This is a genomic window from Chitinophaga sp. sic0106, assembly GCF_019219075.1.
Classification (GTDB): domain Bacteria; phylum Bacteroidota; class Bacteroidia; order Chitinophagales; family Chitinophagaceae; genus Chitinophaga.
This window is the reverse complement of record NZ_JAHUWJ010000001.1, coordinates 427,466-452,088: the sequence shown is the minus strand read 5'-3', so window position 1 is coordinate 452,088 and position 24,623 is coordinate 427,466. Positions and strand designations below refer to the sequence as shown.

General features: G+C 46.5%; 20 protein-coding genes. 7 read left to right on the top strand and 13 right to left on the bottom strand.

What is annotated here, in order from left to right:
* Positions 1-32: 32 nt before the first annotated feature.
* The 6 genes from pyrH to KW844_RS01860 form a co-directional block, all read right to left on the bottom strand.
* Positions 33-743 carry a UMP kinase gene (gene pyrH / locus KW844_RS01885; protein WP_218375007.1) on the bottom strand — a complete coding sequence of 237 codons (711 nt, stop codon included), beginning with the start codon at positions 741-743 and terminating at the stop codon, positions 33-35.
* A 128-nt stretch (positions 744-871) separates the two neighbouring features.
* On the bottom strand, positions 872-1,696 hold the full coding sequence (tsf, locus tag KW844_RS01880; RefSeq protein ID WP_218375006.1) for a translation elongation factor Ts: 825 nt from the start codon (positions 1,694-1,696) through the stop codon (positions 872-874).
* Between the two features lie 114 nt (positions 1,697-1,810).
* A complete protein-coding gene (rpsB, locus tag KW844_RS01875; RefSeq protein ID WP_218375005.1) occupies positions 1,811-2,782 on the bottom strand; it encodes a 30S ribosomal protein S2 in 972 nt (323 codons plus the stop codon).
* A gap of 80 nt (positions 2,783-2,862) precedes the next feature.
* A complete protein-coding gene (rpsI, locus tag KW844_RS01870) occupies positions 2,863-3,252 on the bottom strand; it encodes a 30S ribosomal protein S9 (protein ID WP_218375004.1) in 390 nt (129 codons plus the stop codon).
* Positions 3,253-3,266: 14 nt separating this feature from the next.
* Positions 3,267-3,710, bottom strand: a complete 444-nt coding sequence (rplM, locus tag KW844_RS01865) for a 50S ribosomal protein L13 (protein ID WP_073084569.1) — start codon at positions 3,708-3,710, stop codon at positions 3,267-3,269.
* Positions 3,711-4,151: 441 nt separating this feature from the next.
* Positions 4,152-4,841: a zinc metallopeptidase gene (locus KW844_RS01860; protein ID WP_218375003.1), complete on the bottom strand. Its 690-nt coding sequence runs from the start codon at positions 4,839-4,841 to the stop codon at positions 4,152-4,154.
* Positions 4,842-5,389: 548 nt separating this feature from the next.
* On the opposite strand from KW844_RS01860, the gene radA reads away from it, so the two are divergent.
* From radA to KW844_RS01830, 6 genes are all read left to right on the top strand, one after another.
* Positions 5,390-6,763 carry a DNA repair protein RadA gene (gene radA / locus KW844_RS01855; RefSeq protein WP_218375002.1) on the top strand — a complete coding sequence of 458 codons (1,374 nt, stop codon included), beginning with the start codon at positions 5,390-5,392 and terminating at the stop codon, positions 6,761-6,763.
* A 35-nt stretch (positions 6,764-6,798) separates the two neighbouring features.
* Positions 6,799-7,467 carry a ComF family protein gene (locus KW844_RS01850; protein WP_218375001.1) on the top strand — a complete coding sequence of 223 codons (669 nt, stop codon included), beginning with the start codon at positions 6,799-6,801 and terminating at the stop codon, positions 7,465-7,467.
* Between the two features lie 92 nt (positions 7,468-7,559).
* On the top strand, positions 7,560-8,090 hold the full coding sequence (locus KW844_RS01845; RefSeq protein WP_218375000.1) for a glutathione peroxidase: 531 nt from the start codon (positions 7,560-7,562) through the stop codon (positions 8,088-8,090).
* 152 nt (positions 8,091-8,242) lie between these two features.
* The gene (locus KW844_RS01840) at positions 8,243-8,755 is read left to right on the top strand and encodes a hypothetical protein (protein ID WP_218374999.1); all 513 of its coding nucleotides are present in this window, start codon (positions 8,243-8,245) and stop codon (positions 8,753-8,755) included.
* 29 nt (positions 8,756-8,784) lie between these two features.
* A complete protein-coding gene (locus KW844_RS01835; RefSeq protein ID WP_218374998.1) occupies positions 8,785-9,921 on the top strand; it encodes a hypothetical protein in 1,137 nt (378 codons plus the stop codon).
* Positions 9,922-10,068: 147 nt separating this feature from the next.
* Entirely contained in the window at positions 10,069-11,571 is a 1,503-nt protein-coding gene (locus KW844_RS01830) for a regulatory iron-sulfur-containing complex subunit RicT (RefSeq protein WP_218374997.1), read from the top strand.
* A gap of 187 nt (positions 11,572-11,758) precedes the next feature.
* Here the strand turns inward: KW844_RS01830 and KW844_RS01825 are convergent, their stop codons facing one another.
* The gene (locus KW844_RS01825) at positions 11,759-12,811 is read right to left on the bottom strand and encodes a nucleoid-associated protein (protein ID WP_218374996.1); all 1,053 of its coding nucleotides are present in this window, start codon (positions 12,809-12,811) and stop codon (positions 11,759-11,761) included.
* A 160-nt stretch (positions 12,812-12,971) separates the two neighbouring features.
* On the opposite strand from KW844_RS01825, the gene KW844_RS01820 reads away from it, so the two are divergent.
* Positions 12,972-13,856 (top strand): SMP-30/gluconolactonase/LRE family protein, encoded by an 885-nt coding sequence (locus KW844_RS01820; RefSeq protein WP_218374995.1) that lies wholly within the window; start codon positions 12,972-12,974, stop codon positions 13,854-13,856.
* 77 nt (positions 13,857-13,933) lie between these two features.
* Here the strand turns inward: KW844_RS01820 and KW844_RS01815 are convergent, their stop codons facing one another.
* From KW844_RS01815 to fabG, 6 genes are all read right to left on the bottom strand, one after another.
* Positions 13,934-16,954: a glycoside hydrolase domain-containing protein gene (locus KW844_RS01815; RefSeq protein ID WP_255578105.1), complete on the bottom strand. Its 3,021-nt coding sequence runs from the start codon at positions 16,952-16,954 to the stop codon at positions 13,934-13,936.
* Positions 16,955-17,077: 123 nt separating this feature from the next.
* Positions 17,078-18,568 carry a RagB/SusD family nutrient uptake outer membrane protein gene (locus KW844_RS01810; RefSeq protein ID WP_218374994.1) on the bottom strand — a complete coding sequence of 497 codons (1,491 nt, stop codon included), beginning with the start codon at positions 18,566-18,568 and terminating at the stop codon, positions 17,078-17,080.
* Between the two features lie 21 nt (positions 18,569-18,589).
* Positions 18,590-21,820, bottom strand: coding sequence for a TonB-dependent receptor (locus KW844_RS01805; RefSeq protein ID WP_218374993.1), 3,231 nt, complete (start codon positions 21,818-21,820; stop codon positions 18,590-18,592).
* A 181-nt stretch (positions 21,821-22,001) separates the two neighbouring features.
* A complete protein-coding gene (locus tag KW844_RS01800) occupies positions 22,002-23,102 on the bottom strand; it encodes a FecR family protein (RefSeq protein WP_218374992.1) in 1,101 nt (366 codons plus the stop codon).
* 71 nt (positions 23,103-23,173) lie between these two features.
* Positions 23,174-23,743 carry an RNA polymerase sigma-70 factor gene (locus KW844_RS01795; protein ID WP_218374991.1) on the bottom strand — a complete coding sequence of 190 codons (570 nt, stop codon included), beginning with the start codon at positions 23,741-23,743 and terminating at the stop codon, positions 23,174-23,176.
* A gap of 125 nt (positions 23,744-23,868) precedes the next feature.
* The gene (fabG, locus tag KW844_RS01790) at positions 23,869-24,618 is read right to left on the bottom strand and encodes a 3-oxoacyl-[acyl-carrier-protein] reductase (RefSeq protein ID WP_218374990.1); all 750 of its coding nucleotides are present in this window, start codon (positions 24,616-24,618) and stop codon (positions 23,869-23,871) included.
* Between the last annotated feature and the right edge of the window lie 5 nt (positions 24,619-24,623).

Below are 24,623 nucleotides of genomic sequence, written 5' to 3'. Positions count from 1 at the left end.
TACCCGGCTTTTTTAATAGTATCTGTAAGAAATTAGTGAACGAGGGTACCAACGTTTTTACCCATGATCACGTTCAGGAGGTTTCCTGGCCTGTTCATGTCGAAAACGATGATTGGCAGCTTGTTTTCCTGGCAGAGGGTAAAGGCTGTCATATCCATCACGTTCAGTGATTTCTGGTAAACTTCAGAGAAGGTAATAGTTTCGTATCTGGTGGCAGTTTTATCCTTTTCAGGATCTGCGGTATAGATACCATCCACGCGGGTACCTTTGAGGATAACGTCCGCCTGGATTTCGATAGCGCGCAGGGAAGCTGCGGTATCGGTGGTAAAGTAAGGATTGCCTGTTCCGGCACCGAAGATTACTACACGGCCTTTTTCCACGTGGCGGATGGCGCGACGGCGGATATAGGGTTCTGCGATCTGTTCCATTTTGATGGCTGATTGCAGGCGTGTGTAGAGTCCGATTTTTTCGAGGCCGCTTTGCATGGCCATTCCATTGATCACTGTAGCCAGCATGCCCATGTAGTCGCCCTGAGCTCTTTCAATACCGGTTTCTGCTTCATTCATTCCACGGTAGATGTTCCCACCTCCGATAACGATAGCTACCTGTACCCCGAGGTCAGTAACGGCTTTGATGTCGTAAGCATACTGAGTTATCACCTTAGGATCAATTCCATAATTTCCTTCACCCATGAGGGCCTCACCGCTCAGTTTGAGTAAGATTCGCTTGTACTTTGGCAACATGACGCTATAAGAATAATGTAAGAGTGTGGATTACCAGTGCAATTTCCGAAAAAATTGCTGGTCATGAAAATCTATGCGCAAAAAAAAGGAGAGAAATTGCTTTCTCTCCTTTTCCTATTCGTAAGTTATTATCCTAAAGCAACGCGTTTGAAGGCAGTTACTGTCAGACCAGCATTTACTGATTTCAGGTAATCCGCTACGGATTTGTTGTTATCCTTAACGAAGGCCTGTTGCAGCAGGGTGCTTTCTTTGAAGAATTTATTCAGTTTACCGGCAGCGATTTTTTCAGCCATTTCAGCGGTTTTGCCTTCAGCTTTAATCTGCTCGATAGCGATTTCTTTTTCGCGGGCGATGGTTTCTTCAGAAACGCCGGAAGCATCGATAGCTACCGGGTTCATTGCAGCGATTTGCATAGCTACGTCTTTACCAACTTCTTCAGCAACTGGCTGGTTGAAGCCTACGAGAACGCCCATGCGGAAGTTACCGTGGATGTAAGCAGTAACTGCTTCACCGGTAACATATTCGAATTTGTTCAGGGTGATTTTCTCACCGATTTTAGCAACCTGATCGTTTACTTTATCAGCAACGGTAGCGCCGTCCAGTGGAGCTGCGCTCAGTGCTTCAACAGTAGTGATATTGTTTGCCAGGGCCAGGTCAACGATAGACTGAGCGAATTTCACGAAGTCTTCGTTTTTAGCAACGAAGTCAGTTTCGCAACCCAGACCTACCACAACGCCGGATTTACCATCAGCAGCAGTTTTAGCGATGATAACACCTTCTTTAGTTTCGCGATCAGAACGCAGCGCAGCTACTTTCTGGCCTTTTTTACGCAGGTAGTCCACAGCTTGTTCGAAATCACCATCACTTTCTACCAGTGCTTTTCTACAATCCATCATACCAGCACCCGTTTGCTGACGCAGTTTATTAACATCAGCAGCTGTAATTGTTGCCATGAGTTATATAAAGTTTAAGAATTATTGAAATGATATTAAACTCAAATTACGAATTACGTTTTTGCGGGAGGAATCCTGCAATAGCGCAATTCGTAATTTGTATTTTAAAAAATATTATCTAGCGCCGCCACCTGGTTTGCGAGGACCGCCACCACCGGTGTTAGAAGTACGACGTTGACCACCTTGGCCACCGCCACGGTTCTGGCCACCACCACGGTTTTGACCACCGCCACGGTTCTGACCGCCGCCTTGGCCACCAGGACCACCTTGGCCACGACCGCCGCCGCCTGGTCTACGACCTCTTTCGCCTTTTTCGTCGTTGCCTTCAACTTCGAATTTGCGTGCTTTGTCGTCTGCTTCTTCTTCCTCTTCTACATCTTCAGTTTTCTCGTTAGCTCTTTCAGACAGACCTTCAGCGATTGCTGCGCAGATATAGCTGGTGATGATAGCGATAGACTTAGTAGCGTCATCGTTCGCAGGGATAGCGAAGTCAACTTTAGTAGGATCGGAGTTAGTATCCACCATACCGAAAGTAGAGATGCCCAGACGTTTTGCTTCAGCCAGAGCGATATGTTCGTGAGAGATATCTACCAGGAACAGAGCAGCTGGAACGCGTGCCAGTTGAGCGATACCACCCAGCACTTTCTCCATTTTCTCTTTATCGCGACTTAAAGTCAGACGTTCTTTTTTAGTGATATTGTCGAAAGTACCGTCAGCCAGCATTTTCTCGATGCTCTGCATTTTCTTTACAGACTTACGGATAGTAGCGAAGTTAGTCAGCATACCACCTAACCATCTTTCAGTTACGAAAGGCATGTTGATGTTACGTGCAGCGTCAGCTACGATTTCTTTCGCTTGTTTTTTAGTTGCAACGAACATGATCTTTTTACCGCTTTTTGCGATAGATTTCAGGGCAGCTGCTGCTTCCTGTAAACCTTCTACGGTTTTGTTCAGATCAATGATATGAATACCTTTCTTTTCTGCGAAAATATAAGGCAGCATTTTCGGATTCCATTTTTTCTTCAGGTGACCGAAGTGAACACCTGCCTCCAGTAACTGCTGCTGCAATGAGGTATTATTTTCCATGTTTATATTGCTCAATTAAAAGGATCAAATAATAATACTGTAGCGGATATAAAAAAGTATCCGCCAACAGCTCAGAAATATTAGCGTTTAGAGAACTGGAAGCTTCTTCTAGCTTTAGCTTTACCTGGTTTCTTACGTTCAACTGATCTTGGATCGCGTTTCAGCAAACCAGCAGCTTTCAGTGCAGGACGGAATTCGATATTCACTTCGCACAGTGCACGAGCGATACCCAATTTAATAGCTTCCGCCTGACCTTTGATACCACCACCCTGAGCGTTCACTTTCAGATCAAACTTATCAACAGCTTCGATAGTTTTTAAAGGCAGTTCTACCTGGTTTTGCAGGTATACCAGAGAAAAGTAGGATTTATAATCTTTGTCGTTGATAGTGATGTTACCGGTACCTTTGTTGATATAAACACGGGCAACCGCTTCCTTACGACGACCTATTGTATTTTTTTGCTTTTCCATGTATCAGAGAAAAATTAGAAAGTTAAAGGTTGTGGTTTCTGCGCTGCGTGAGGATGCTCAGCACCAGCATATACAAACAGTTTTTTGTACATCTTGCGACCCAGGCGGTTTTTAGGCAGCATACCTTTTACAGCTTTCTCAATCATAACCTCAGGACGACGGCGAATCAGGTTTTTAGCCAGTTCTACGCGCTGACCACCAGGGAAACCAGTGTAATGGATGTATTCTTTCTCTTCCATTTTGTTACCGGTTAAAACGATTTTTTCAGCGTTGATAACGATGATATAATCACCGCAGTCAGTATGAGGAGTATAGTAAGGTTTGTTCTTACCTCTTAAAATGGCGGCCATTTTAGCAGCAACCCTGCCAAGTGTCAGATTGGTAGCATCTACGATGTGCCAGTCACGCTTTACGTAAGCGTCGTTAGCCGATTTTGTTCTAAAACTTAATGTGTTCATTGTTGTATACGATAAAGATTACGTCTTGTAAACAATTCCCCCACAGTGAGGGAGTGCAAAGGTACATTCCCCATTCTTAATAACCATACATTTTAACCAGTTTTTTACAAGGCACCTTTGTAACTAATTGTTTTTCAATAAAAAATTTGTTTCAAAGTTATTAACAACATCATTCCGGATGGTTGATAACTTGTTTTTTTGTAATGTATGGAGATGGAAATGCAGCAGAATTTGCAGATGAGTCTGCCCGGAAGGATTATCAGTCTGATGCCTTCGGCATCAGCTGGCGATGGCCACGCTGCGGCAGCCTGGGCTCACAGCCTATAATCAGTGCCAGGGGCGCGAAGTCCCTCCCCAATGAGGCGTCATCCCAATACCTATTAAATGAAAAAGGTTGACACCACCAGGTACCAACCTCCCCTTATAAGTTTATTATCTCCCTTAGTCCCTATTCCGGGCCCCCAGGAAAATCATTAAATACTGTACAAACGTAGCAATAGATGCCAGCGCAGCTACCACATACGTCATGGCCGCCCACCAAAGGGCATTCTTTGCCTTATCATGCTCCCCGGCCGACATCACCCGGCTACTATCCAGCCAGGCCAGCGCCCTTTTGGATGCATCAAACTCCACAGGCAGCGTAATCACTGAAAATAAAGTAGTTACACCAAATAAGATCACACCAATCAATAACAACTGTGGAAAAGTATTAATTAACAGGATACCCGCCAGCAACACCCAGTTGACCAGGTTAGCACTCACCTGCACTACAGGCACCAGCTTGGAACGAAAGCCCAGCCATGGATACCGGGTCGCATGCTGCACCGCATGGCCGCACTCGTGCGCCGCCACAGCCGCCGCAGCCACATTAGCCCCGTTATATACATCCGGACTCAGATTTACCGTTTTGTCCGCCGGATTATAGTGATCCGACAAAAAACCATCCACCGATTGTACTTTTACATCGTATATCTGATTGTCTTTCAACATTTTCTCGGCTATTTCACGCCCGGTAAGCCCGGAAGAAGTGGGTATTTCGCTGAATTCATGGAAGCGCCGCTTCAGAATAAAGCCAACTAGCATACTGATCCCCACAAAAATCAGTGAAACAATCATAATTCCTGGTGTCATATGCAATTTTTTTACAGAATATTATAGGTACTAACAGGGTCAAAAAATGATCCAACTACCCTAATTTAAGATTTATTTAGCAGACACCTGTCATAGCTGCTTCATCCTTCCCCACCCACCGCTCATCAAGAAATTTAACACTGCCATATTGGCTAAATTAAATTTTTTTAGGGCAAAAACCGGCCTATTTGTCAGTACGCCAGGGAGCATACCCCAGTGAGATTTCATATGTAAAAATCCCCAACATCACCTCTATTTATCAACATTTTACGGCTTGCCAATGAAAGTAATATTGAACCAAAATAATGGTTCAAATAGCCGCTGGCAGCCACTTTATAACATTAAAAAAATACATCAAAAGTTATTCACATCGATTAAATAAACTTTTTTATTCTGAAGCCATTTAGTAATTTAGACCTGAATTTAATGGGTTAGTAAGTAGAAAGAGTCAACGGAATCTTCCGTTTGGCTCTTTTCTCATTTTAGGAAATCCCCCACTTCAATTTTTGTAAATCTCCTTACTTTGTACCCTCTCTTTATACATCGATATGAGTAAAATTAAAACAGCTTTTTTCTGTCAGAATTGTGGATACGAATCTGCAAAATGGAATGGTAAATGTCCGAGTTGCGGTCAGTGGAATACCTTCGTTGAAGAAAGAGTACAAAAAGATGCTCCTGTAAAACAGGAATGGAAAACCATTGATAACCCACTCGCACGTACGCAAAAATTTGTGAACCTCTCCGACGTGGAAGCAGTAGCAGAAAAACGCCTGCTTACTCCGGACAATGAACTCAACCGCGTGCTGGGAGGCGGTATAGTAGCGGGTTCCCTCGTTTTAGTAGGGGGAGAACCAGGCATCGGAAAATCCACCCTCTTCCTGCAAAATGCATTGCAACTGAAAGGCGTAAGAACACTTTATATCAGTGGAGAAGAAAGTGAACAGCAGATAAAAATGAGAGCAGATCGCATCAATATCTCCAACGATCAATTCTATCTGCTCACCGAAACATCTACGCAAACCATATTCGCAGAAATCAGAAAACTACAGCCGCAACTGGTGGTTGTCGACTCCATACAAACCCTGCAATCACCATTTATTGAATCCGCACCGGGCAGCGTGTCGCAGATCCGGGAAACTACGGCAGAACTGCAACGCTTTGCCAAAGAAAGCAATACCCCCGTTTTCCTCATTGGCCATATCACCAAAGATGGGGCCATTGCAGGACCTAAAGTATTGGAACACATGGTAGATACAGTGCTCCAGTTCGAAGGTGATCAGCATTACGCTTATCGGATTCTCCGTACCATAAAAAACAGATTTGGCTCTACCGCCGAACTGGGTATCTATGAAATGACCGGAACCGGATTAAGACAAGTCACCAACCCTTCTGAAATTCTGATTTCACAAAGGGAAGATCTGCTCAGCGGCGTGGCCATCTCTGCAACGATGGAAGGTATGCGTCCACTGTTGGTAGAGGTACAGGCACTCGTTACACAATCCGTTTATGGTACACCGCAGCGCACCGCTACCGGTTTTGACCTGCGCCGCCTGCAACTGCTGCTTGCCGTACTGGAAAAACGCGGTGGTTTCCACTTCGGCGTGAAAGATGTGTTCCTTAATATCGCCGGCGGTTTGCGGGTAGAAGATCCCGCGATTGACCTGGCCGTTCTTTGTGCACTACTCAGCTCTTACGAAGACATATCTCTCCCCAACAAAGTATGTTTTTCGGGAGAAGTCGGCCTAAGCGGCGAAATAAGGGCAGTTAACAGAATAGAGCAACGTATTGCAGAAGCGGAAAAACTTGGATTCGAAAAGATTTTTATCTCCCGTTATAACAAAAAAGGTATTGATTTCGCTAAATTTAATATAGAAGTAGTTGCTGTCGGACGTGTAGAAGAAGTATACCGTCAGCTTTTTTAAACCATATATCCATTCAGATGATAACCCGTTTGTTAATGCCTTTGGTAGATCTTTTCTACCCCCACTGCTGCGCGGTATGCGGCACGGACCTGGACCTCCAGTCAGAAAAAATTTGTATTGCCTGCGAGTCCGCACTTCCGGCTACCCAGTTTCACTTGTTTGCTGACAATCCGATAGAAAAAATTTTCTGGGGGAGAACTAAAGTCGCACATGCGATGGCGGCCTATTACTATTCACAGTCATCCGGTATACAACAGCTGATCCATCAGTTCAAATATAAGAACCGGAAGGACCTGGCCATTTACTTAGGACGTAAGACGGGTGTGATGCTCACCCAAACTTCATGGCTACACGAAATTGATGCAGTCATACCAGTGCCGCTATACCACAGAAAAGAAAAACAACGCGGCTATAATCAGGCAAAACTACTGGCAGCGGGAGTGGCTGACACCACCAACAAGCCACTGAATACCAGTTTATTAACAAGAGAGACCTATACGAATACCCAAACAAAGAAAGGCAGAATTGGCCGTTGGAGCAACGTGGCGGAAGTATTCCGGGCAGCACCGGCTGTACACGGAATGCACCTGCTCCTGGTAGATGACGTTATCACCACGGGCGCCACCACAGAAGCCTGCAGCAAAGCATTAACAGACGCTGGCGCTACGGTGAGCATCGCCTGCCTGGCCTATGCCTGGAGCTAAAAAAAATAAATTTTATGATAACGGATAGTTAACTTTATGGTCGAGTCTGAGCCGTTATTTTTGTTTCTGCAAATTTTCAACAACCCTGGTATATGTTTAAAGTTACATTACTCTCCATTTTCATGCTGTTCGCAGCTACTGCATCCCATCTTTATGATTTTAAAGTAGATGCTGTTGACGGTGGTAAAATTGATTTCTCCAAATACAAAGGAAAAAAAGTACTGATTGTAAACACCGCCTCCCTGTGCGGCAACACACCGCAGTACGAAAGCCTGGAAAAACTATATAAGAAATATCAGAAAAACCTCGTGATTGTTGGCTTCCCTGCCAATAACTTCGGTAGCCAGGAACCTGGCAGCAACAAAGAAATCCAGGAGTTCTGCACCAAAAAATACGCGGTAACTTTTCCGATGGCCGCAAAAATATCTGTAAAAGGTGCTGACATCCACCCGCTGTATCAGTGGTTACTGGATGAAAGTAAAGCTAAACACCTGGAGCCGGCCGCAGTAACCTGGAATTTCCAGAAGTACCTGCTGGACGAAAAAGGCAACCTGGTAGCTGTGTTTTCACCAAAAACACAACCAGATGCACCAGAGGTGATTGCAGCAATCGAGAAAAAATAATTTTCAACCTCCCCCCGAACATACACTTTTGCCATATTTAGGGTAACGAAATGTTATTACGGCTACGTATACCCGTAACCGTGTGACCTGATATTCATTCACCCCGGAGCAACTATTGCATGAAACATCTACTATTATATTTACGACCAACTATGCTATTGCTGGCCGGAGCCATAGGGGTTTCCGCATGCCAGAACGTAATCGACGAGCCTACCCTATCCTGCCCCGAAATGTTGTTTAACTTCAACACCGGGGGTAAAACCACCCCCCTGAATCTTTCCAGCAGTTTAATGTTCCGTGCGGAAACAGACAGCGGTGGCCAGAAATACGTAAGTATTGAGGGTATCAGCGACAGCATGAAAGTGATCATCAATTTATCTGATGGCCTGTATGTGGACAGTTTGCTAAGCAACGACTCCATCAAACTTAAAACATATACCTACTCCCGCAAAACTAAGGTAGAAGGTGGCCTGGTGATCATCGGCAACAGAATTCCCGGCTTCGATTACCATTTCCTGGAAACGGATACATCCAGCATCACCATTACCAGGATTAACACAAAGAAAAAAACAATCACAGGCTACTATTATTACGCCAACACCGGCAACACCGTTACCGGGCAAGGCGTATTTCAGAACACCTGTTATACCTCTTTGTCGCGCTAAGGTTTACCCCCTTTTCATTATCTTGCGGCATGCTATTTAAAGAGATCATAGGACAGTCCGCCGTAGCACATCAGCTGGTTCAATCTGTACAACAGAACCGCCTCAGTCATGCACTGATATTGCTTGCACCGGAAGGTAGCGGCGGACTTCCGCTCGGGCTGGCCTTTACACAATACCTGGTTTGTGAAAACAAGCAGCCGGAGGGTGCCTGCGGCCAATGCCCGGGATGTATCAAAGCATCACAGTACGTCCATCCCGACATTCATTTTTCCTATCCCGTAATCCCCCGCAAGGCAGGTGATAAACCGGTAAGTACAGACTATGTAAGTGAGTGGAGAGAATTTGTAACCACCAATCCATATGGTAATACCTATGACTGGCTGCAATTTATAGGGGCGGAAAATAAACAGGGTAACATCACGGCAACGGAGTGCCAGGACATTATCCGTAAGCTCAACCTCAAGAGTTTTGAGAGTGGTTATAAGATCCTGTTGATGTGGATGCCGGAATACCTGGGCAATGAAGGTAACCGGCTGCTCAAGCTGATTGAAGAGCCTCCTGTTAACACGCTTTTCATCTTTATAGCAGAAAACCAGGAGCAGATCCTGGCCACTATACTTTCCAGAACACACCTGATCAAAGTAAACCCTATTCCTAAGGAGGATATGGTAAAGTCGCTCACCGACCGCAACGTACCGGCGGCAAAGGCGCAGCAGATTGCCACCATTGCGGCGGGCAACTACCGGGAGGCGGTGTACCTCCTGCAATACTCTGACGACGACTACCATGAGTTGCTGCGCAACTGGCTTAATTACATCTTTACCGGCAACAGGGGCGCGCTGCAGGAATGGATCGAAGGTATTTCCAGCGCCAAAACCGGGCGCGAAAACCAGAAACAATTTCTCCGTTATTTCATTAACCTGCTGGAACATGCGGTGAGGTTGCAGTTTATTGACCGCAGTCAGCTGGCTTTTTCGGCGGAAGAAATGGACTTTTCTTCCAAGCTGCTGAAGCTGGCCGGCATGGAGCAGATAGAGCAGATTGTGGACCTGCTGGATAATGCCTACTATCATATTGAGCGCAACGCCAACGCCAAAATGCTGTTCCATGCGCTGTCCATCAAGCTACAATATATATTTAAAAAGAAACCTCTGCCTCAAACGTAATAACCTGGGGCGTTAGGGAGCCATATCCCCTTGTTTTCCTTATCTTTGCTGCTTTCCGTCTTTTTGTTTTTATTACAGGAATACTGTATATTAAGGGGATGGAATGACCTGAAATGCTTATTTCTAAAATTTAAACTATTTAATAATATGGCTTGTGCCGGATGTGGTACGGGTGTAGATGGTAAGCCAGCAGGATGTAAGAGTAATGGAGGATGCAGTACAGGAGGTTGTAACAGACTGAATGTGTTTGATTGGTTATCCAATATTCCACTAGCAGACAGCTTATCACCATTTGACATTATTGAAGTTAGTTTTAACAATGGAAGCCGCAAAGATTTTTACCGTAACGTAACCAGGCAGCACCTTGATAAGGGCGAAACGGTTACCGTAGAAGGAGTCAGCGGTTTTGACGTTGGAACAGTAAGCCTGACAGGTGAACTGGTAAAACTACAAATGAAAAAACGACGCGCAGAGGACACACCCGAAGTCAAAAAAGTCCTGCGTCGATCAACACACGACGACCTGCAAAGGATGAGTGATAATAAGGCCCGAGAAAAGGAGGCATTGATTAAATCAAGGGCATTAGCCCGCAGCCTGGGCCTTGAAATGAAACTTACCGAGGTCGAAATTCAGGCCGATGGCCGAAAAGCAACGTTCTTTTACACTGCCGATGATCGTGTCGATTTCCGTGAACTGATTAAGGTTTACGCCTCCGAGTTCAGGGCTAAAGTGGAGATGCGCCAGATAGGCGCCCGCCAGGAAGCCGGAAAAGTAGGAGGAATTGGTAGCTGCGGCCGCGAGTTATGCTGCTCTACCTGGCTCTCTGATTTCAAAAGCGTGAATACTACCGCCGCCCGTTATCAGAACCTTTCTATCAACCAGGCGAAGTTATCCGGACAATGTGGCCGCCTTAAATGCTGCCTCAACTACGAACTGGATACTTACATGGATGCACTGAAAGATTTCCCTGAAGATGCAGACAGTATTGAAACTGCAAACGGGGTAGCCACCTTGCAGAAACGCGATATCTTCAAAAGCCTCATGTGGTATTCCTACGAAGGAAGTAACAAGCAATATCCGCTGACCATTACCAGGGCCAAAGAAATCCGACTGCTCAACAGACAAGGCGTTAAGCCGGATGACCTGAAAGCAGTGGAGGTAGTAAATGTGCATAAACCGAAGGAAGCCGATCTCGGATTTGCAGATGTAGTAGGACAAATCAGCCTGAAGTCTCTGGAAAAAACTGTTCAGAAGCGCAAGCAGAAGGACAAAGACAAACAGAAACAACAGCAAAAAGGCGAACCGGGAAAACAGCCGCAGCAACGTCAGGAAGCACGACAAGAGCAGAAAGGACAGCAGCAGGGCCGCCCCGACAACCGCCAACAGCAGGATCGCAACAGGCAAAAGCAGGACAATAACCGTCCGCCGAAACAACAGGGAGGCCAACCTAATCAGGGAGGCAACCAACAAAACCGCCCGCCACGCGATCAGCAACAAGGCCAGGGCCGCCAGCAACAGCAAGGGCCTAAACAGGATAGAGAAGGACAAGGACAGGGACAGGGTCAGCCTCCTAAACAGGACCGCCGCCCACCCAGACATAACAAACCAAAGCCTCCCAATCCAAATAATAACAACAACAATAAATCATAAAAAAAGAACCGGCCATAAAGCCGGTTCTTTTTTTATGTATAATACGATCGTAATTTTCAGTTCAAGGTTACGCCACCGCCACACAGGCATGAAATGCGTAATCTAAAAGGCCGCCCAGACGGAGCAGCCTTTGTTAATAATTGGTTTTTGCTTATGAGAAAAATTTAAAAATCTTTATAGGGGCCTACTAGGCTTCGTTCTCAAACAAAAGCTTGTAGTAGTGCATATTTGTAGCCTCATCGAACCCGCGTTCAATCAGCTCACGATCACCATGTATATAGATATGAAAATTCCTGTCCAGCTTCAGAATACTCTTAAAGACTTTCTGTTGCTTTTTAACGGCTGGTGCAGATATTTCAAATTCATCAGGGATATCCTGTTGGAACGCTTGCTGGTACTCGTTCCGGTATTCTTTAAACGATGCGATAGCCTCAGGATGGCCTAACACTTCGTTTGCAAAGTCATCTAACTGGAAATGCTCTTTTTCCTTAAAGTATGTGGCTGATTTGTTGAGCAGATCTACCTGATCCACCCTGTTCATTTCATACTCCGTGGGCAGTTTGTTATCTATGAACTGCTTGCACATATTTACAGCCAGCTCAGTCTGATGGTAACTATCCTCTCTCCTGGTTACCTGTAAAAATGCATCTTTCCAATATACGGCCTCTGTTTGCTTTCCAGTGCTGTCCACTATACTCACTTTATAGCCATCCTCTTCCTCGGTATTAAAGATCAGGCATCCTTTGTCAAGCTTATTAATGTTGATGCCGTCTTCATAGTTTACCTGGTAATTGTCGTCTTCAAGGAAAACTTTCAAATAGGTATCCCGGTTCTCTGACTTGAAAATCCCAATGGCAGGCACTTCTTCTCCATCCACAAGACACTTGCTAAAGTAGGCTATATAGAGCTCTCCACCTTTTATTTTGGGATGGGTGGAATGTTTATATAGATGTTTGGCAATATTTACAGACTGCTCCTGAAACTCATTTTGGTCGCCAAATATACGTCGACAATATTGAAAAACTTCATTCAGCTGTAAATCTGCCTCATGAAAAAACCTGAAATACTCTGCCGACTTGGTAAATGGCTGAATAAAATAGGTGATCAACAACTGGCTGATTGTTTCGTCCTCCAGTTGCAGCGGTGCTTTGGAACAAAGCAGCATCTCCTCATTAGAAGAATTTCCTACCTTATGAATAGTCAGGTGCGCCAGATCTTTAAACTCCGAAACATGAATCATGCGGGCAAAAGTAGTAAAATACCACGCAACGGAATTTGCTATCTCCCTAAAAATCCTACCAGATAAATAAAGTGCCCGACAGCAGGGCCTTTCCTTTGATCAAGTAAAAAATATTTTTTTGGAATAGTTGTTTATTTTAATGCAGCAAAAATCCACTAAAATGAAAAAGACATACATGCTGGCACTACTCGCAGGTGGTAGCCTGTCCGCCCTCGCACAGCAACAACCGCTGTATACCGCCAGGGACCTCACCGCCGAAAAGATGTTTTCCGTAAACATCGAAGGGCCCAACTTCGATAAAGCCGGCAACTTTTATGTTGTCAACTTCCAGAAAGATGGGACCGTAGGCCTGATAGATACCAAAACCGGCGCCGGCCAGGTTTTCGTGACACTGCCCGACAGTAGTATAGGCAACTCCGTGAATTTTGACAGCAAAGGCACTATGTATCTCCCCGACTTCAAAGGACATAATGTACTTATGGTAGATATGAAGACCAAACAGGTAAGCGTATACGTACATTCCGACCAGTTCAACCAGCCAAACGACCTTTGCATCAATAAAAAAGACCAGATATTTGCTTCAGACCCGAACTGGAAAAACAGTACCGGCCAGCTCTGGCGCATAGATACCAACCGCAAACCTGTGCTGCTGGAGGCAAACATGGGCACCACCAATGGTATTGAACTTAGCCCGGACGAAAAAACCCTGTACGTAAATGAGGCCATCCAGCGCAAAGTCTGGAAATATGATGTGGATAAAAAAGGAAATATCTCCAACAAAACCCTCTTCGCCACCTTCCCCGACTACGGCTTCGATGGTATGAAATGCGACAAGGCCGGTAACCTGTACATTGCCCGATGGGGAAAAGGAACTATTGCAGTGCTATCACCAAAAGGTGAACTGATCAGGGAAGTAGCCCTTAAAGGTAAACAGTGCAGCAACCTCACCTTCGGTGATCCGGACGGGAAAACGGTGTACGTAACTTTACAAGACAGAAAATGTGTAGAAACCTTTAGGGTGGAAATCGCAGGAAAGCGTTATTAAGATATCAGGGGCATCACCCCCATAATTTTTAGTTGTTGAAAAAAAGACCGGAGGTGGCTCCTCCGGTCTTTTTCTATTTATTTTATGATCAGCAGCCAGCCCTTGCCAGGTGCCACCGGTATGGCGGCATCCTTTGCAAACACTTGTCCTTGCTGGAAATTACGTATATCCGGCGCCGTAATCACCGCCTTTGCCGGGTCGATGCCCAGCTCCTGCCAGTTGATATTCAGATGCACGGAAGTTTCCCCACCAGCCCAGCTGGCCAGGGATACCAATACCGCCCCGTTCTTACGATAGATCGTGGCCAGTACCTGTGGATTATCTGTTTTTACAGGATTACCATCTACCCAATAGCCCACCATGCGGGAACCCTGGATACCGAAATCGTCCCATACCTTCCAGATGCCACGCGGATCAGCATTGTCGGACCAAGGCATACGACTGGTCATGCCATACACCATGCCCCTCCACGGGTTTCCGCCATCCTGCAGCATTTCGCCCATGAGGCCAAACGGGATACCACTCACCTCCGTCAGGAAGAAATCAGGCCCGTTCTTTTCATAATCGAAATACTCACCAAACCAAAGCCGGTTCAGGTAAGGGAAATGCTCCATGTACAACATGGCGCTGTTCTGGAATCCATCCGACTTATTATATTGATTGGCCGAGTGCAGGTCGATAATACCAGGGTGCCCATCCTGCGTGAGTACACGCTTGATACGCTTCATGGTTACGCGGTCAAACGCCACATCATCCAGGTAAATACCGTCGATGCCCACATTTTGCACCAGCCAGTTCATGCCTTCCACATAGTAGTTATGCCAGCGGTTCATGCCACTGTTGATGATAGCAGCATCTTTAAACTCCGGCACAAACCAGGCGGCGATGTAGTCTTTGCCCACATGCTCCTGTAGCCAGGAGAAGCCACCACCCTTGCCAGGGCTGTATACTTCATGGCCCAGACTACGCAGCGGAAAGGTTTCCCAGGCGTGGTTGGACAACTCACGCACCGTATTATAGATCTTCACCTTCAGCCCTTTGCTATGTGCTGCATCAATATAGTCCTTCATTTTCTTCCATTCAATGAACGGATAGTTGATCCATGGGTTAATTTCGTTGCCATGGTGGATATTTACCACAGTAGCGCCGGTAGCCTTGATGGTATCCGGGTTGGCGTACTTATGATAGAACCGGTTGGACCACTGGAAATCGGTGTTCAGTGTATGGAACGGCGTTATCAGCAGGTTGAAATTGTAATAAAGCACCTCCCCTTTTTTCATGGTACGGGTGCCGGTATAAGCGTTAGCCAGTATGGACTTGCCTTTCAGCCCGAGGGTGATCCCGCCTTTCTGATCGTTACCCCACGAAGCAGGCAACAGTAAAGGTTTTTGCAGGTAGAAGTTAGTGTTCAGCGGGCGAACATAGTGCTCGTCACGAAGGGTAAATTGCAGCCCCGCGTTCACATCCCCTACCCAGGCGCCATCCTGGTTTTTATGTGCTACGTCCCACTTCCAGTCTACCAGCTGCGGGCGGAGCCCTCCTTTCTGATTCAGGCCCATCATGTATTTGGCCACGGTGGTATCGAAGGGAATATGGAAAGTCACATCTTTCAGGGCTACTTCTTCAGTGGCGGTTACTTTCACCACGTACTCCATATGTCCGTCAAATTCCAGGGAACCATCCACGTCCATTTGTAAGCCGGTGGTGGTGTTCACGGCATGCCAGGTAATTTTTCCATTATCGCGGGAGGTTACCTTCCAGCCCTGGCTGGTCCATTTCAGATCCTTGCCGGTAGCCGCGCCGATGAAGTGGAAGTGCAGCGGCTCGATGATCAGGTTACGGGGTTTATCCGTGGTACCGGTCATTTCCGGCGTAAAGAAAGTTTGTATCTGCGCAGGGAACCCATCTTTGTTGATACCTACCTTACGACCCAGGAAAGAGATGACACTGTCGGTCATCACAAGCGGCGTGTAAGGTGCGATCACTGCATTTTCCTGTGCCAGCGTAGAGTTCAGCCATTTGAGGCGGGTTTGCTTCCAGGGTTCGTTATACCCGCTGTTAACAGCTGTTTTAGCGGTAACGGTAAGGGTTACACGTACCGGCATAGCTGGTGCCCCTTCGGGCTGCACGGTAACGATGCCTTTGTAAACACCCGGTAGTGCGTTAGCCGGAACGTCAATACCGCACCACAGCGCCTGCACTTTGCCGGAGGCCACATCTACCATATTGGTAAAGGGCCTGGCATCGTAAGTGGTGCCGGTGGTATTGATGCAGCTCAGCTGAGCGGCCGGAATCTGTTTACCATCGGCGGTTTTCAGGTCGGAAAAGCGCACCTGTATATCTTTAAGGTCTTTACGTGCGTAAATACCCAGCTGAAAAGCATAGTACTCTCCTTTATCCGCCTGCCCCTGAAATGTCTGCGACGGCCCTTTCTGCACCCAGCGTTGGGGGATGTCGTCCGTCATTTTTACCGGAAAGGCTCTGTCCTCGGGGAATACGAGGTAACCGGCACCGGGATGTTTCAGCAGCAGCGATTTCATTTCTGCTGTGGTAGCTATTACCTCCATTGGGTAAAAGCTGTTGAACTCATCCACTGATTCCATGGCCTTCACGGTGGTGTTTGGCCTCAGGTTGTCGGGTAGTGCGTTAGTCCAGGAAGCATTAGCAGTGGGTGCAGGTGCGAGGTATACGCCTTGTGGATAGTTGGCGCGACCTTCATTTTGATACGGCAGATAGTAAATGTAGTACTCACCTTTGCCGGAGGTGGGTTCAAAAATAATGTCTCCTTGTTCACGGTTGAGCGATAGCATTTTTACGTTTGCTACCGGTTGTTTTGTTTTTGCATCCTGGATGATAATACGTTTGCCGGCTGGATTTTCATCACGGCGGCGCCAGGGGATTACCACCCTGGCAGCGTTTCCAGTTCCATTAAAAGTAACCACTACCCGTTGGTTTCCCAGGGAGTCGGCATTCCACGAATTGTTCCCGGAAGTATATTTGAGCTGCTGCGCCATAGTGGTGCCAAACAAGCCCATACTAAGTCCAGCCAGGATCAATCCTCTTTTAAGGAATAAGTGGTGAGGTTGATGATTTAGCATGAAGTATAAATTGATCTTCGAAAAATATAGAAAAAATCAGCGAATAGCTACAAAGACTGTGTAAACGGTAAAAGAGAAGGCTCCCTGCTTACGTAGGGAGCCTTTCATAGTATATGGTTATTCTTATGGGTTTTGCGCCAGGTTAGGGTTTAGTACGATATCCTGTTCGGGGATATAGTGTACTACCCTTAGGTTGGTATACTCAATTGTTTGAGGATTTACCGGGTGATAGCCGGGATAATTTCTCACCAGATTTTTGTTGTTACGGAACAGATCAAAGCAACGATGTGTTTCAAACGCAAGCTCCAGGCGGGTTTCGTCGAGCACCACGTCGAGCACGGAGGCGTAGCCTTTCAGGTCGGCGGTGGTGAAGAGTGCATTACCGCTGAGTCCTGCGCGGGTACGGATCGTGTTCACATCTTCAATGGCCTGGTTGTTATTACCCAGTTTAGCCGCTGCTTCTGCCCTGATGAGGTACATTTCTGCCAGGCGGAATACTACCGGAGAGCTGAGCGTAGGGATGTTATCCTGGTTGGAGAACTTGAGGATATACCACTTCTGCACCTGGATACCGCCGGCTTTACCACGGGTGGCGATTACCTTGTTACCATTGATATCCGTAGAGTCCTGCCCGTTAGCTTTTTTAATTACTACCGGCTGCACAAAGCTATGTCTGGCATCTTCCGGATATTTATCCAGCAGTTTGCGATAGGCTTCTGACGCATAGATTTCGCCGTAGCCAAGGCCACTTGGGGAGGTATAGTACATGGAACCGATGGACGACCAGTCTCTATCATCCTGTGCGGTATGATGGATCGCCCAGATAGTTTCCTTATTGTCTTCATTCCCTTTGGTATAATACTTCGCGAGGTCCACGGTAGGCACCAGTGAATAGTGGTTTGATCTGATCACAGAATCTGCGTAGGCATATGCTGAATCATTCTGGCCTTTGTAGAGGTATACCCTTGCCAGCATGGCCATCGCAACGTTTTTAGAAGCATAGCTGTTGCTTCTGTCTTCCGTCATCAGGTCTTTAGCTTTCTGCAAATCTGCAATCACCTGGTCGTATACTTCCTTAACTGTATTGCGTTTAGGCTTTGCCGTTATATCAGCTGTGGTGATTACCGGTACACCCAGGTTGGTTTCCGGCGATTGCTGATAAGGGCGGCCGAAAGTGCGCACCAGGCTGTGATGTACGAAGGCGCGGAGAAACAGGTTCTCCCCCATCATCTGGTCTACATCTGCGGAGGTGCCTTCTTTCATTTCTGCCAGCAGCAGGTTACAGCCGTTAATGGTCCTGTATGCTGCGCGCCAGTAGGCGGAAGTGTTGCCCTGGTTGGTCAGGTGTCCGTAAGTATAGGAGTAAAAAAGCGGGTCAGTGGTAGTACCGCTCAATGCGATATCGTCACTTGGAAACTCCCCTATCTGCCAGTAGTTACGGGTGAAATTTTCTTCTTTTAAAAGTGCATAGTTACCGTCTGTTGCGTTCTGCCAGGAAGCTGGATTTTTTACATCTTCATTTGGTACTGCATCATGCGGATCTTTTTTGAGGGAGCAAGAAGCAGCCAGCATCACCAGTGAAAGTCCTGCGAAATATTTTGATATATGCTTCATCGTAATCTCTTTTAATACCTGTTAAAAATTAATTTCCAGACCGGCAAACCATTTCCTGGCAATAGGATACTTGAAACTATTGATGCCACGATCATCCACCTCAGGGTCTATTCCTGAGAATTTGGTGAGTGTCCAGAGGTTATCGCCGCCAACAGAAATTCTTGCGTTGCCGATTTTCATGCGCTGCAGCCATTCCTGCGGAAGGGAGTAGCTCAGGTTCACGTTTCTCAGGCGCAGGTAGCTACCATCTTCCAGGAAACGGGAGGATGGCTTGTGCGAGTTATTGTTTCCGTTTAAAGTGTATTTAGGATGGGTGGCGTTATCACCTGGTTTTTCCCAACGGCTCCAGTCTTTATCCAGCTGCATCAGGTTGTATTGTGCATAGGCGCCGTCGTTATCCATCAGCTCTCTGGTGCTGTTGTAAATCTGGTTGCCGGATACAAACGTGAAGAATGCGGACAGCTGGAAATTCTTATATCCGAAGGTATTTCTGATACCGCCAAAGAATTTGGGAGATGCCGAACCTACGTTTTGTAAAGTGGCGCTGTTATAGTTACTGGTAGCGGTTCTGGTAACCTTCCCCGTTGCCGGATCAGTTGTAACCTGTTCCCACAGCGGGTTTCCGTTTGCAGGATCCACACCCAGCCATTTGCGCATATAGAAGGTACGCATGTCCTGGCCTGTTTGCAGGGCAAAGTAGCCGCTGGCAGGATCAATGATTTGTGATTGATCACCGTAGAGCGCTATTACCCGGTTTTTGTTGAAGCCGATGTTGAAATCAGTGCTCCATTTAAATTTGCCAATCAGGTTCTCTGAGTTGATAGCAATTTCCAGTCCCTTATTCCTTACCTGTCCCACGTTCATAGGAATATACGGGTAGCCGGCATTTGCTGGCAGTGGTACGTTGAACAGCAGGCCTTTGTTATCTTTTTGATAGAGTTCCACTGTAAGGTTCAGGCGGTTCCACAGTCCCAGGTCAATACCTATGTTGGTATTATAGGCTTTTTCCCAGGAGAGATTTGGTACATCTAACCTATACGGATAAACGGATGGCAAACCATTATACTGTGCAGTGGCTGCATAGGAACCAACTGCCAGGTAATCGTCGATGTTGGCATTACCTGTGGTACCGTAGCTGGCGCGCAGTTTAAGGTTGGAAATCTGTTTGATATTTTTGATGAAATTTTCTTCTGAAGCGGCCCATGAACCACCGAAGGCAAAGAAATTACCGTACTGATTATTTGCACCGAAGCGGGAGGAACCATCACGTCTGAAAGAGCCGGTGAAATAATATTTGTATGCGTAGTTATAATTAGCCTGTACAAAGTAGGAATTGAATGCACGGTCAATTTTGCTGCTTCCTATGCTTTGTGGGGTTGCGGCAGCGTCCATTACATCTCTGCCTGGAAGAATACCTTTACCGGTAGCGTCGCCGGCCTGAAAATTCACCGTCTGGAATTCAGCACCGAGCAATCCATCAATGTGGTGATCTTTTTTGATGGTATATCTTGCTTTCAGGAGGTTGGAACTAATATATGCGGCTGAATCGATATAGCCCTGATACAAGTTTCCGAGGTCATCACCCCCAGCTGATGTTCTGATATCGCCATTGTATTCTTCGCGGTAATGATATGATTCTGCGCGATTGGTGCTGCTGAATGACAACCATTTGGTGATATCATATTCCAGTTTAAACAACCCTTCGAGGGACTGTCGTTTCCTGGTATCGTAGTTATATTGCTGGTCATACAGGAAGTTGGATCTGTCCCTGTTGTACCAGGTGTCTACAAATACGGGGTTGATAGGTTTTCCATTTGCATCATATGGATTATCCCATGGGTTGTTGGTGTAGTATTGATACAGCGAACCGCCGGAATTATCGTGGTCGTTTTGCTGCGAAGCGGCAAAATTGGCGCTGATACGGAACTTATCGTTGATGTTATGGTCGAGGTTCAACCGGCCGCTGAAGCGCTCCAGTCCTGTACCTCTGAGGATACCGTCTTCTTTATAGTAGTTACCGCCGAGATAGAACTTAGTTTTTTCGCTACCACCGCTGGTGCTCAGTTCATAGTTCTGATTTGATGCGGTATGGAAGGCGAGTTTTTGCCAGTCGGTATTGAGGTTGCGGATGCTTGGGTCCATGTTGGCACCGGCGGCCTGTTGCAGGTCAAACAACTGGGCACCATTCATCAGGTGGAAGTTGCCGTTGTTGAGCTGGGCGGCGCCAATGTTGGTACGGAAGGTGGTCTGCGATTTACCTGCTTTACCTCTTTTGGTGGTGATCACCATTACACCGTTAGCGGCACGGGCACCATATAAAGTGGTGGCGGCAGCATCTTTCAAAACAGTTACTGACTCGATATCACTCGGGTTAGGCAAGCCACCGATGATACCATCCACTACGATCAGCGGTGCATTACCGGCGGTAAGGGTACCGTTACCACGGATACGGATAGATGGTGCTGCGGAAGGATCTCCGGAGCTGCTACCTACAAACACACCGGATACTTTACCCTGCAGCATTTTATCCATGCTGTTGGCGGTAACGTCTTTGAGTTTGGCGGCATTTACTACCTGTGCTGCACCAGTAAGGTTTTTAACGGTGGTGGTGGTATAACCCATCACTACTACTTCATCCAGCTTTTTAGTATCTGGCTCCAGTTTAATATTCACCTCGTTGCGGCCTTCCAGTCGGATCTTCTGCTGGATGTAGCCTATGTAGGTGACTACCAGTGTAGCATTGGCGTTAGGTGCGTTGAGTGCAAAGGTACCGTTGCCATCTGTTACGGCACCTGTGCTGCTGCCTTCCACGGTGATGGTTACACCAGGCAGTGCCTCACCTGTTTTGGCATCGGTTACTTTACCGGAGATCTTTTCTGCCACTGCTTTTGAGGCAGGCGTGATCACTACCAGGTTGTTTTCCAATACGCGATAGGTGACGTTGGTTTTGTCGAATAACATACCCAATACATCATCTATATTTTTGTTTTTTACATCGATGGTTACAGCTTTGTTGAGATCGGAGAAATCTTCGTTGTAGAAGAAGCGGTATTTGCTGCTGCCTTCTATCAGCTTGAATACATCCTTCACCCGCTTGTTATCGGCTGACAAGGATGCAATACGGTCCTGCGCATACGTGGACGCGGAAGCCTGTATAAATCCTGCGAAAATCAACAGACTCGTCATTTTCATCATAAGCAATAATTTTCGCCTGGGGCAGATAAATTCCGCCAGGTTTGAAGTGGATTTCATAAACTTGTAAAGATTTTAGTTAAACGAATTTTACGACAGCGGGTCCGTCGCAAAGACCCGGCTGCATCAGGTGATTTTCGTTGATTGGGGTAAGTCGCATTACCCCAATTTTTTTAGTTGTTCATATCGTGCATGAATATTTTTTACAGGTGATTAAATTGTTTTTCATTTTTCACTGATATTACCTGCCCGATTTCAGGGCATTTGAATACTTTTCTTTTAATAGCTGATCTACCGACACCCTAACAGTTCCCTTGTCTATCGTGTATTGGAGTGGTGCGGTTAATTTTAAAATGTTCAGTACCTGTTCCAGGGTTTCCTGGCGGAAGGTACCGCTGAATTTATAAGCCTTCAGTGCTTCGTCCTGAAAAATCACCTGTACATTGAACTTTCTTTCCATTGTGATTGCGAGTTCGGCAAAGGTTTGTGCTTCTACGATCCAGTTACCGTCTTTCCATGCGGTATATACTTCGGTATTATCCACTGCTTTCGTTGCTACCGGCGTGGTTGAATGGCTGTTATCAGGGGCCGCCGCCGGCAGTTGTTTTTCATTGTTCGTGACAGGTTTTTGATAAACGACATGGTCATGTGGCCGCATCATCATATTAAAAGGCTTGCTGGTGGCGGAGCCATCGATTTTCACTTCTCCGTCGATCAGGGTGGTGACCACTGTTTTATCTTCCGGATAGGCTTTTACGTTAAAACTTGTTCCCAGCGCCAGTATCCTCAGGTCGGCCGCCTTTACGGTAAAGGGTTTCTGAGGATTCGTATGTACCTTAAAGAAGGCTTCCCCTTCCAGTTTCACTTCGCGGCGCAGTCCATTATAGGAATGTGCGTATTGCAGTTTACTGCCGGCATTGAGCCATACTTCTGTACCGTCAGAGAGCTCAATCCTGGTGGTGGCACCTTTGGGGCTGGTGATAGTCACCAATCCATCGGTGGAGGCGGTTTTACCTTTGTACACCCAGGCCAGGACGGCACTTCCGCCAAAAATAAAAGGCAGTATAAACGAGGCGGCTATACGTATTACTTTCTTCCATCCGGCATACCATACCGGTTTGGGAGATAGCTGAGTGCTCATTTCCTGCCAGGCACTGAGGGCGTCATAATTGCCGGTACGGGCGGTTGCCAGCCACGTTTCACGCAGTTCGAGGAAGTGCAGGCGGTTAGCCGCACTGGCTTCAATCCAGTCTTCCAATTGCTGCTGTTCGGCCGCGGTAGCGTTTCCCGACAGGAACTGCGCAATCAGTTCATCCATTTCCTCGTGCGAATAGTTAGTCATAACAAGAATAAAACAGGTGTAAGACAATTCTCCTGCATGAACAGGGTGACAAGCTGAAAAAAAATTTTCAGCTACTCCTTTGGCTTCAGGACAGGGAGCAGATCATCCCGCAGTTTTTTTAGTGCGCGGGTCATTTGTGTTTTGACGGTGTTGATGGAGATGCCCATCTGCTTTGATATTTCGGGGTAGCTGAGTTGTTCGAACCGGCTTAGCCGGAAAATATCCTGGCATTGCGGCGGCAGGCGGCGGATGGCTTTTTCTACCATGCCTACCATTTCATTGTGTTCCAGTTTTTCTACTGGTGTGTGGAGACTCAGATTCATCAGGGAGGTCCGTGACTCGATTTGCTGCAATAGCTCCGAACCATAGCGCTGGCGGATTTTATCCTGCTTCAGGCAATTGAGACAATTATTTTGTACCGCTTTATACAGGTAGGCTTTTTCGGAGACTTCAATCTGCAATTCACCAAAGCGCTCCCATATTTTCAGGAAGGTTTCCTGGACAATTTCTTCTGCCAGCTCACGGCGACCCACAAAATCAAAGGCGAAAGTACAGAGCGCATCATAGTGTACCTTGAATAAATACTCAAAGTCGGTTAATTCACTACTCTCACGTCTGATATTTAAGGTTTTATGCTCCAAAGTATGGCTGGCTGGGGATTATCCCCGGTTCACTGTACGGCAAAAGATACGACACTTTGGTATAATAAAAAACGCGGACTTAGGTCCGCGTTTTTTATTAATATAACTTATCAGTCATATAGTAATTACATGCAAAGTCCACCGCAGGTGCTCAGCGTTTGTCCGGTAACGTAGCTGCTCATGTCAGAAGCCAGGAACAGGCAAACGTTGGCGATATCTTCAGGAGTACCGAAGCGGTTGAGTGGAATTTGAGAAATATAGTTGCTGGCAGCATCTCCTTCTTTGAGATAGCTGGTCATATCTGTTTCAATGAAGCCAGGAGCTACGGCGTTTACGCGGATATTGCGGGAACCCATTTCCTGTGCGATAGATTTGGTAAAGCCGATGATGCCTGCTTTAGAAGCGGCATAGCTGCTTTGGCCTGCATTACCCATGATACCGATTACAGAGCTCATGTTAATGATGGAGCCACTTTTAGCTTTCATCATCGGGCGGATTACCTGTTTGGTCATGTTGTACACGCTCTTCAGGTTGATGTTCATCACATCATCCCATTGATCAGGGCTCATACGGAGTAACAGGTTGTCTTTGGAAATACCGGCATTGTTTACACAGATATCGATCTGACCGAATTCTTTCAGTACATCTGCCACCAATGTTTCGGTTTCCTCGAATACGCCTGCGTTGGATTTATACGCTTTCGCTTTTACGCCTAAAGCGGTGAGTTTATCTTCAAGAATTTTCGCTTTCTCGTCGGAGCTTACATATGTGAAAGCTACGTTGGCGCCTTGTGCTGCAAATTTCAGTGCAATAGCCTCTCCGATACCACGGCTGGCACCAGTTACAATCGCTACTTTGTTCTCCAGTAATTTCATGTTAT

Excerpts from the sequence above, each read along its gene's own strand:
- pyrH (WP_218375007.1), bottom strand. The coding sequence starts at position 743 with ATGTTGCCAAAGTACAAGCGAATCTTACTCAAACTGAGCGGTGAGGCC.
- KW844_RS01840 (WP_218374999.1), top strand. The coding sequence starts at position 8,243 with ATGCTATTGCTGGCCGGAGCCATAGGGGTTTCCGCATGCCAGAACGTA.
- KW844_RS01810 (WP_218374994.1), bottom strand. The coding sequence starts at position 18,568 with ATGAAGCATATATCAAAATATTTCGCAGGACTTTCACTGGTGATGCTG.
- KW844_RS01805 (WP_218374993.1), bottom strand. The coding sequence starts at position 21,820 with ATGAAATCCACTTCAAACCTGGCGGAATTTATCTGCCCCAGGCGAAAA.
- rplM (WP_073084569.1), bottom strand. The coding sequence starts at position 3,710 with ATGAACACATTAAGTTTTAGAACAAAATCGGCTAACGACGCTTACGTA.
- KW844_RS01860 (WP_218375003.1), bottom strand. The coding sequence starts at position 4,841 with ATGACACCAGGAATTATGATTGTTTCACTGATTTTTGTGGGGATCAGT.
- KW844_RS01815 (WP_255578105.1), bottom strand. The coding sequence starts at position 16,954 with ATGCTAAATCATCAACCTCACCACTTATTCCTTAAAAGAGGATTGATC.
- KW844_RS01820 (WP_218374995.1), top strand. The coding sequence starts at position 12,972 with ATGAAAAAGACATACATGCTGGCACTACTCGCAGGTGGTAGCCTGTCC.
- KW844_RS01830 (WP_218374997.1), top strand. The coding sequence starts at position 10,069 with ATGGCTTGTGCCGGATGTGGTACGGGTGTAGATGGTAAGCCAGCAGGA.
- KW844_RS01845 (WP_218375000.1), top strand. The coding sequence starts at position 7,560 with ATGTTTAAAGTTACATTACTCTCCATTTTCATGCTGTTCGCAGCTACT.
- KW844_RS01800 (WP_218374992.1), bottom strand. The coding sequence starts at position 23,102 with ATGACTAACTATTCGCACGAGGAAATGGATGAACTGATTGCGCAGTTC.
- KW844_RS01850 (WP_218375001.1), top strand. The coding sequence starts at position 6,799 with ATGCCTTTGGTAGATCTTTTCTACCCCCACTGCTGCGCGGTATGCGGC.
- KW844_RS01835 (WP_218374998.1), top strand. The coding sequence starts at position 8,785 with ATGCTATTTAAAGAGATCATAGGACAGTCCGCCGTAGCACATCAGCTG.
- KW844_RS01825 (WP_218374996.1), bottom strand. The coding sequence starts at position 12,811 with ATGATTCATGTTTCGGAGTTTAAAGATCTGGCGCACCTGACTATTCAT.
- fabG (WP_218374990.1), bottom strand. The coding sequence starts at position 24,618 with ATGAAATTACTGGAGAACAAAGTAGCGATTGTAACTGGTGCCAGCCGT.
- radA (WP_218375002.1), top strand. The coding sequence starts at position 5,390 with ATGAGTAAAATTAAAACAGCTTTTTTCTGTCAGAATTGTGGATACGAA.
- rpsI (WP_218375004.1), bottom strand. The coding sequence starts at position 3,252 with ATGGAAAAGCAAAAAAATACAATAGGTCGTCGTAAGGAAGCGGTTGCC.
- tsf (WP_218375006.1), bottom strand. The coding sequence starts at position 1,696 with ATGGCAACAATTACAGCTGCTGATGTTAATAAACTGCGTCAGCAAACG.
- rpsB (WP_218375005.1), bottom strand. The coding sequence starts at position 2,782 with ATGGAAAATAATACCTCATTGCAGCAGCAGTTACTGGAGGCAGGTGTT.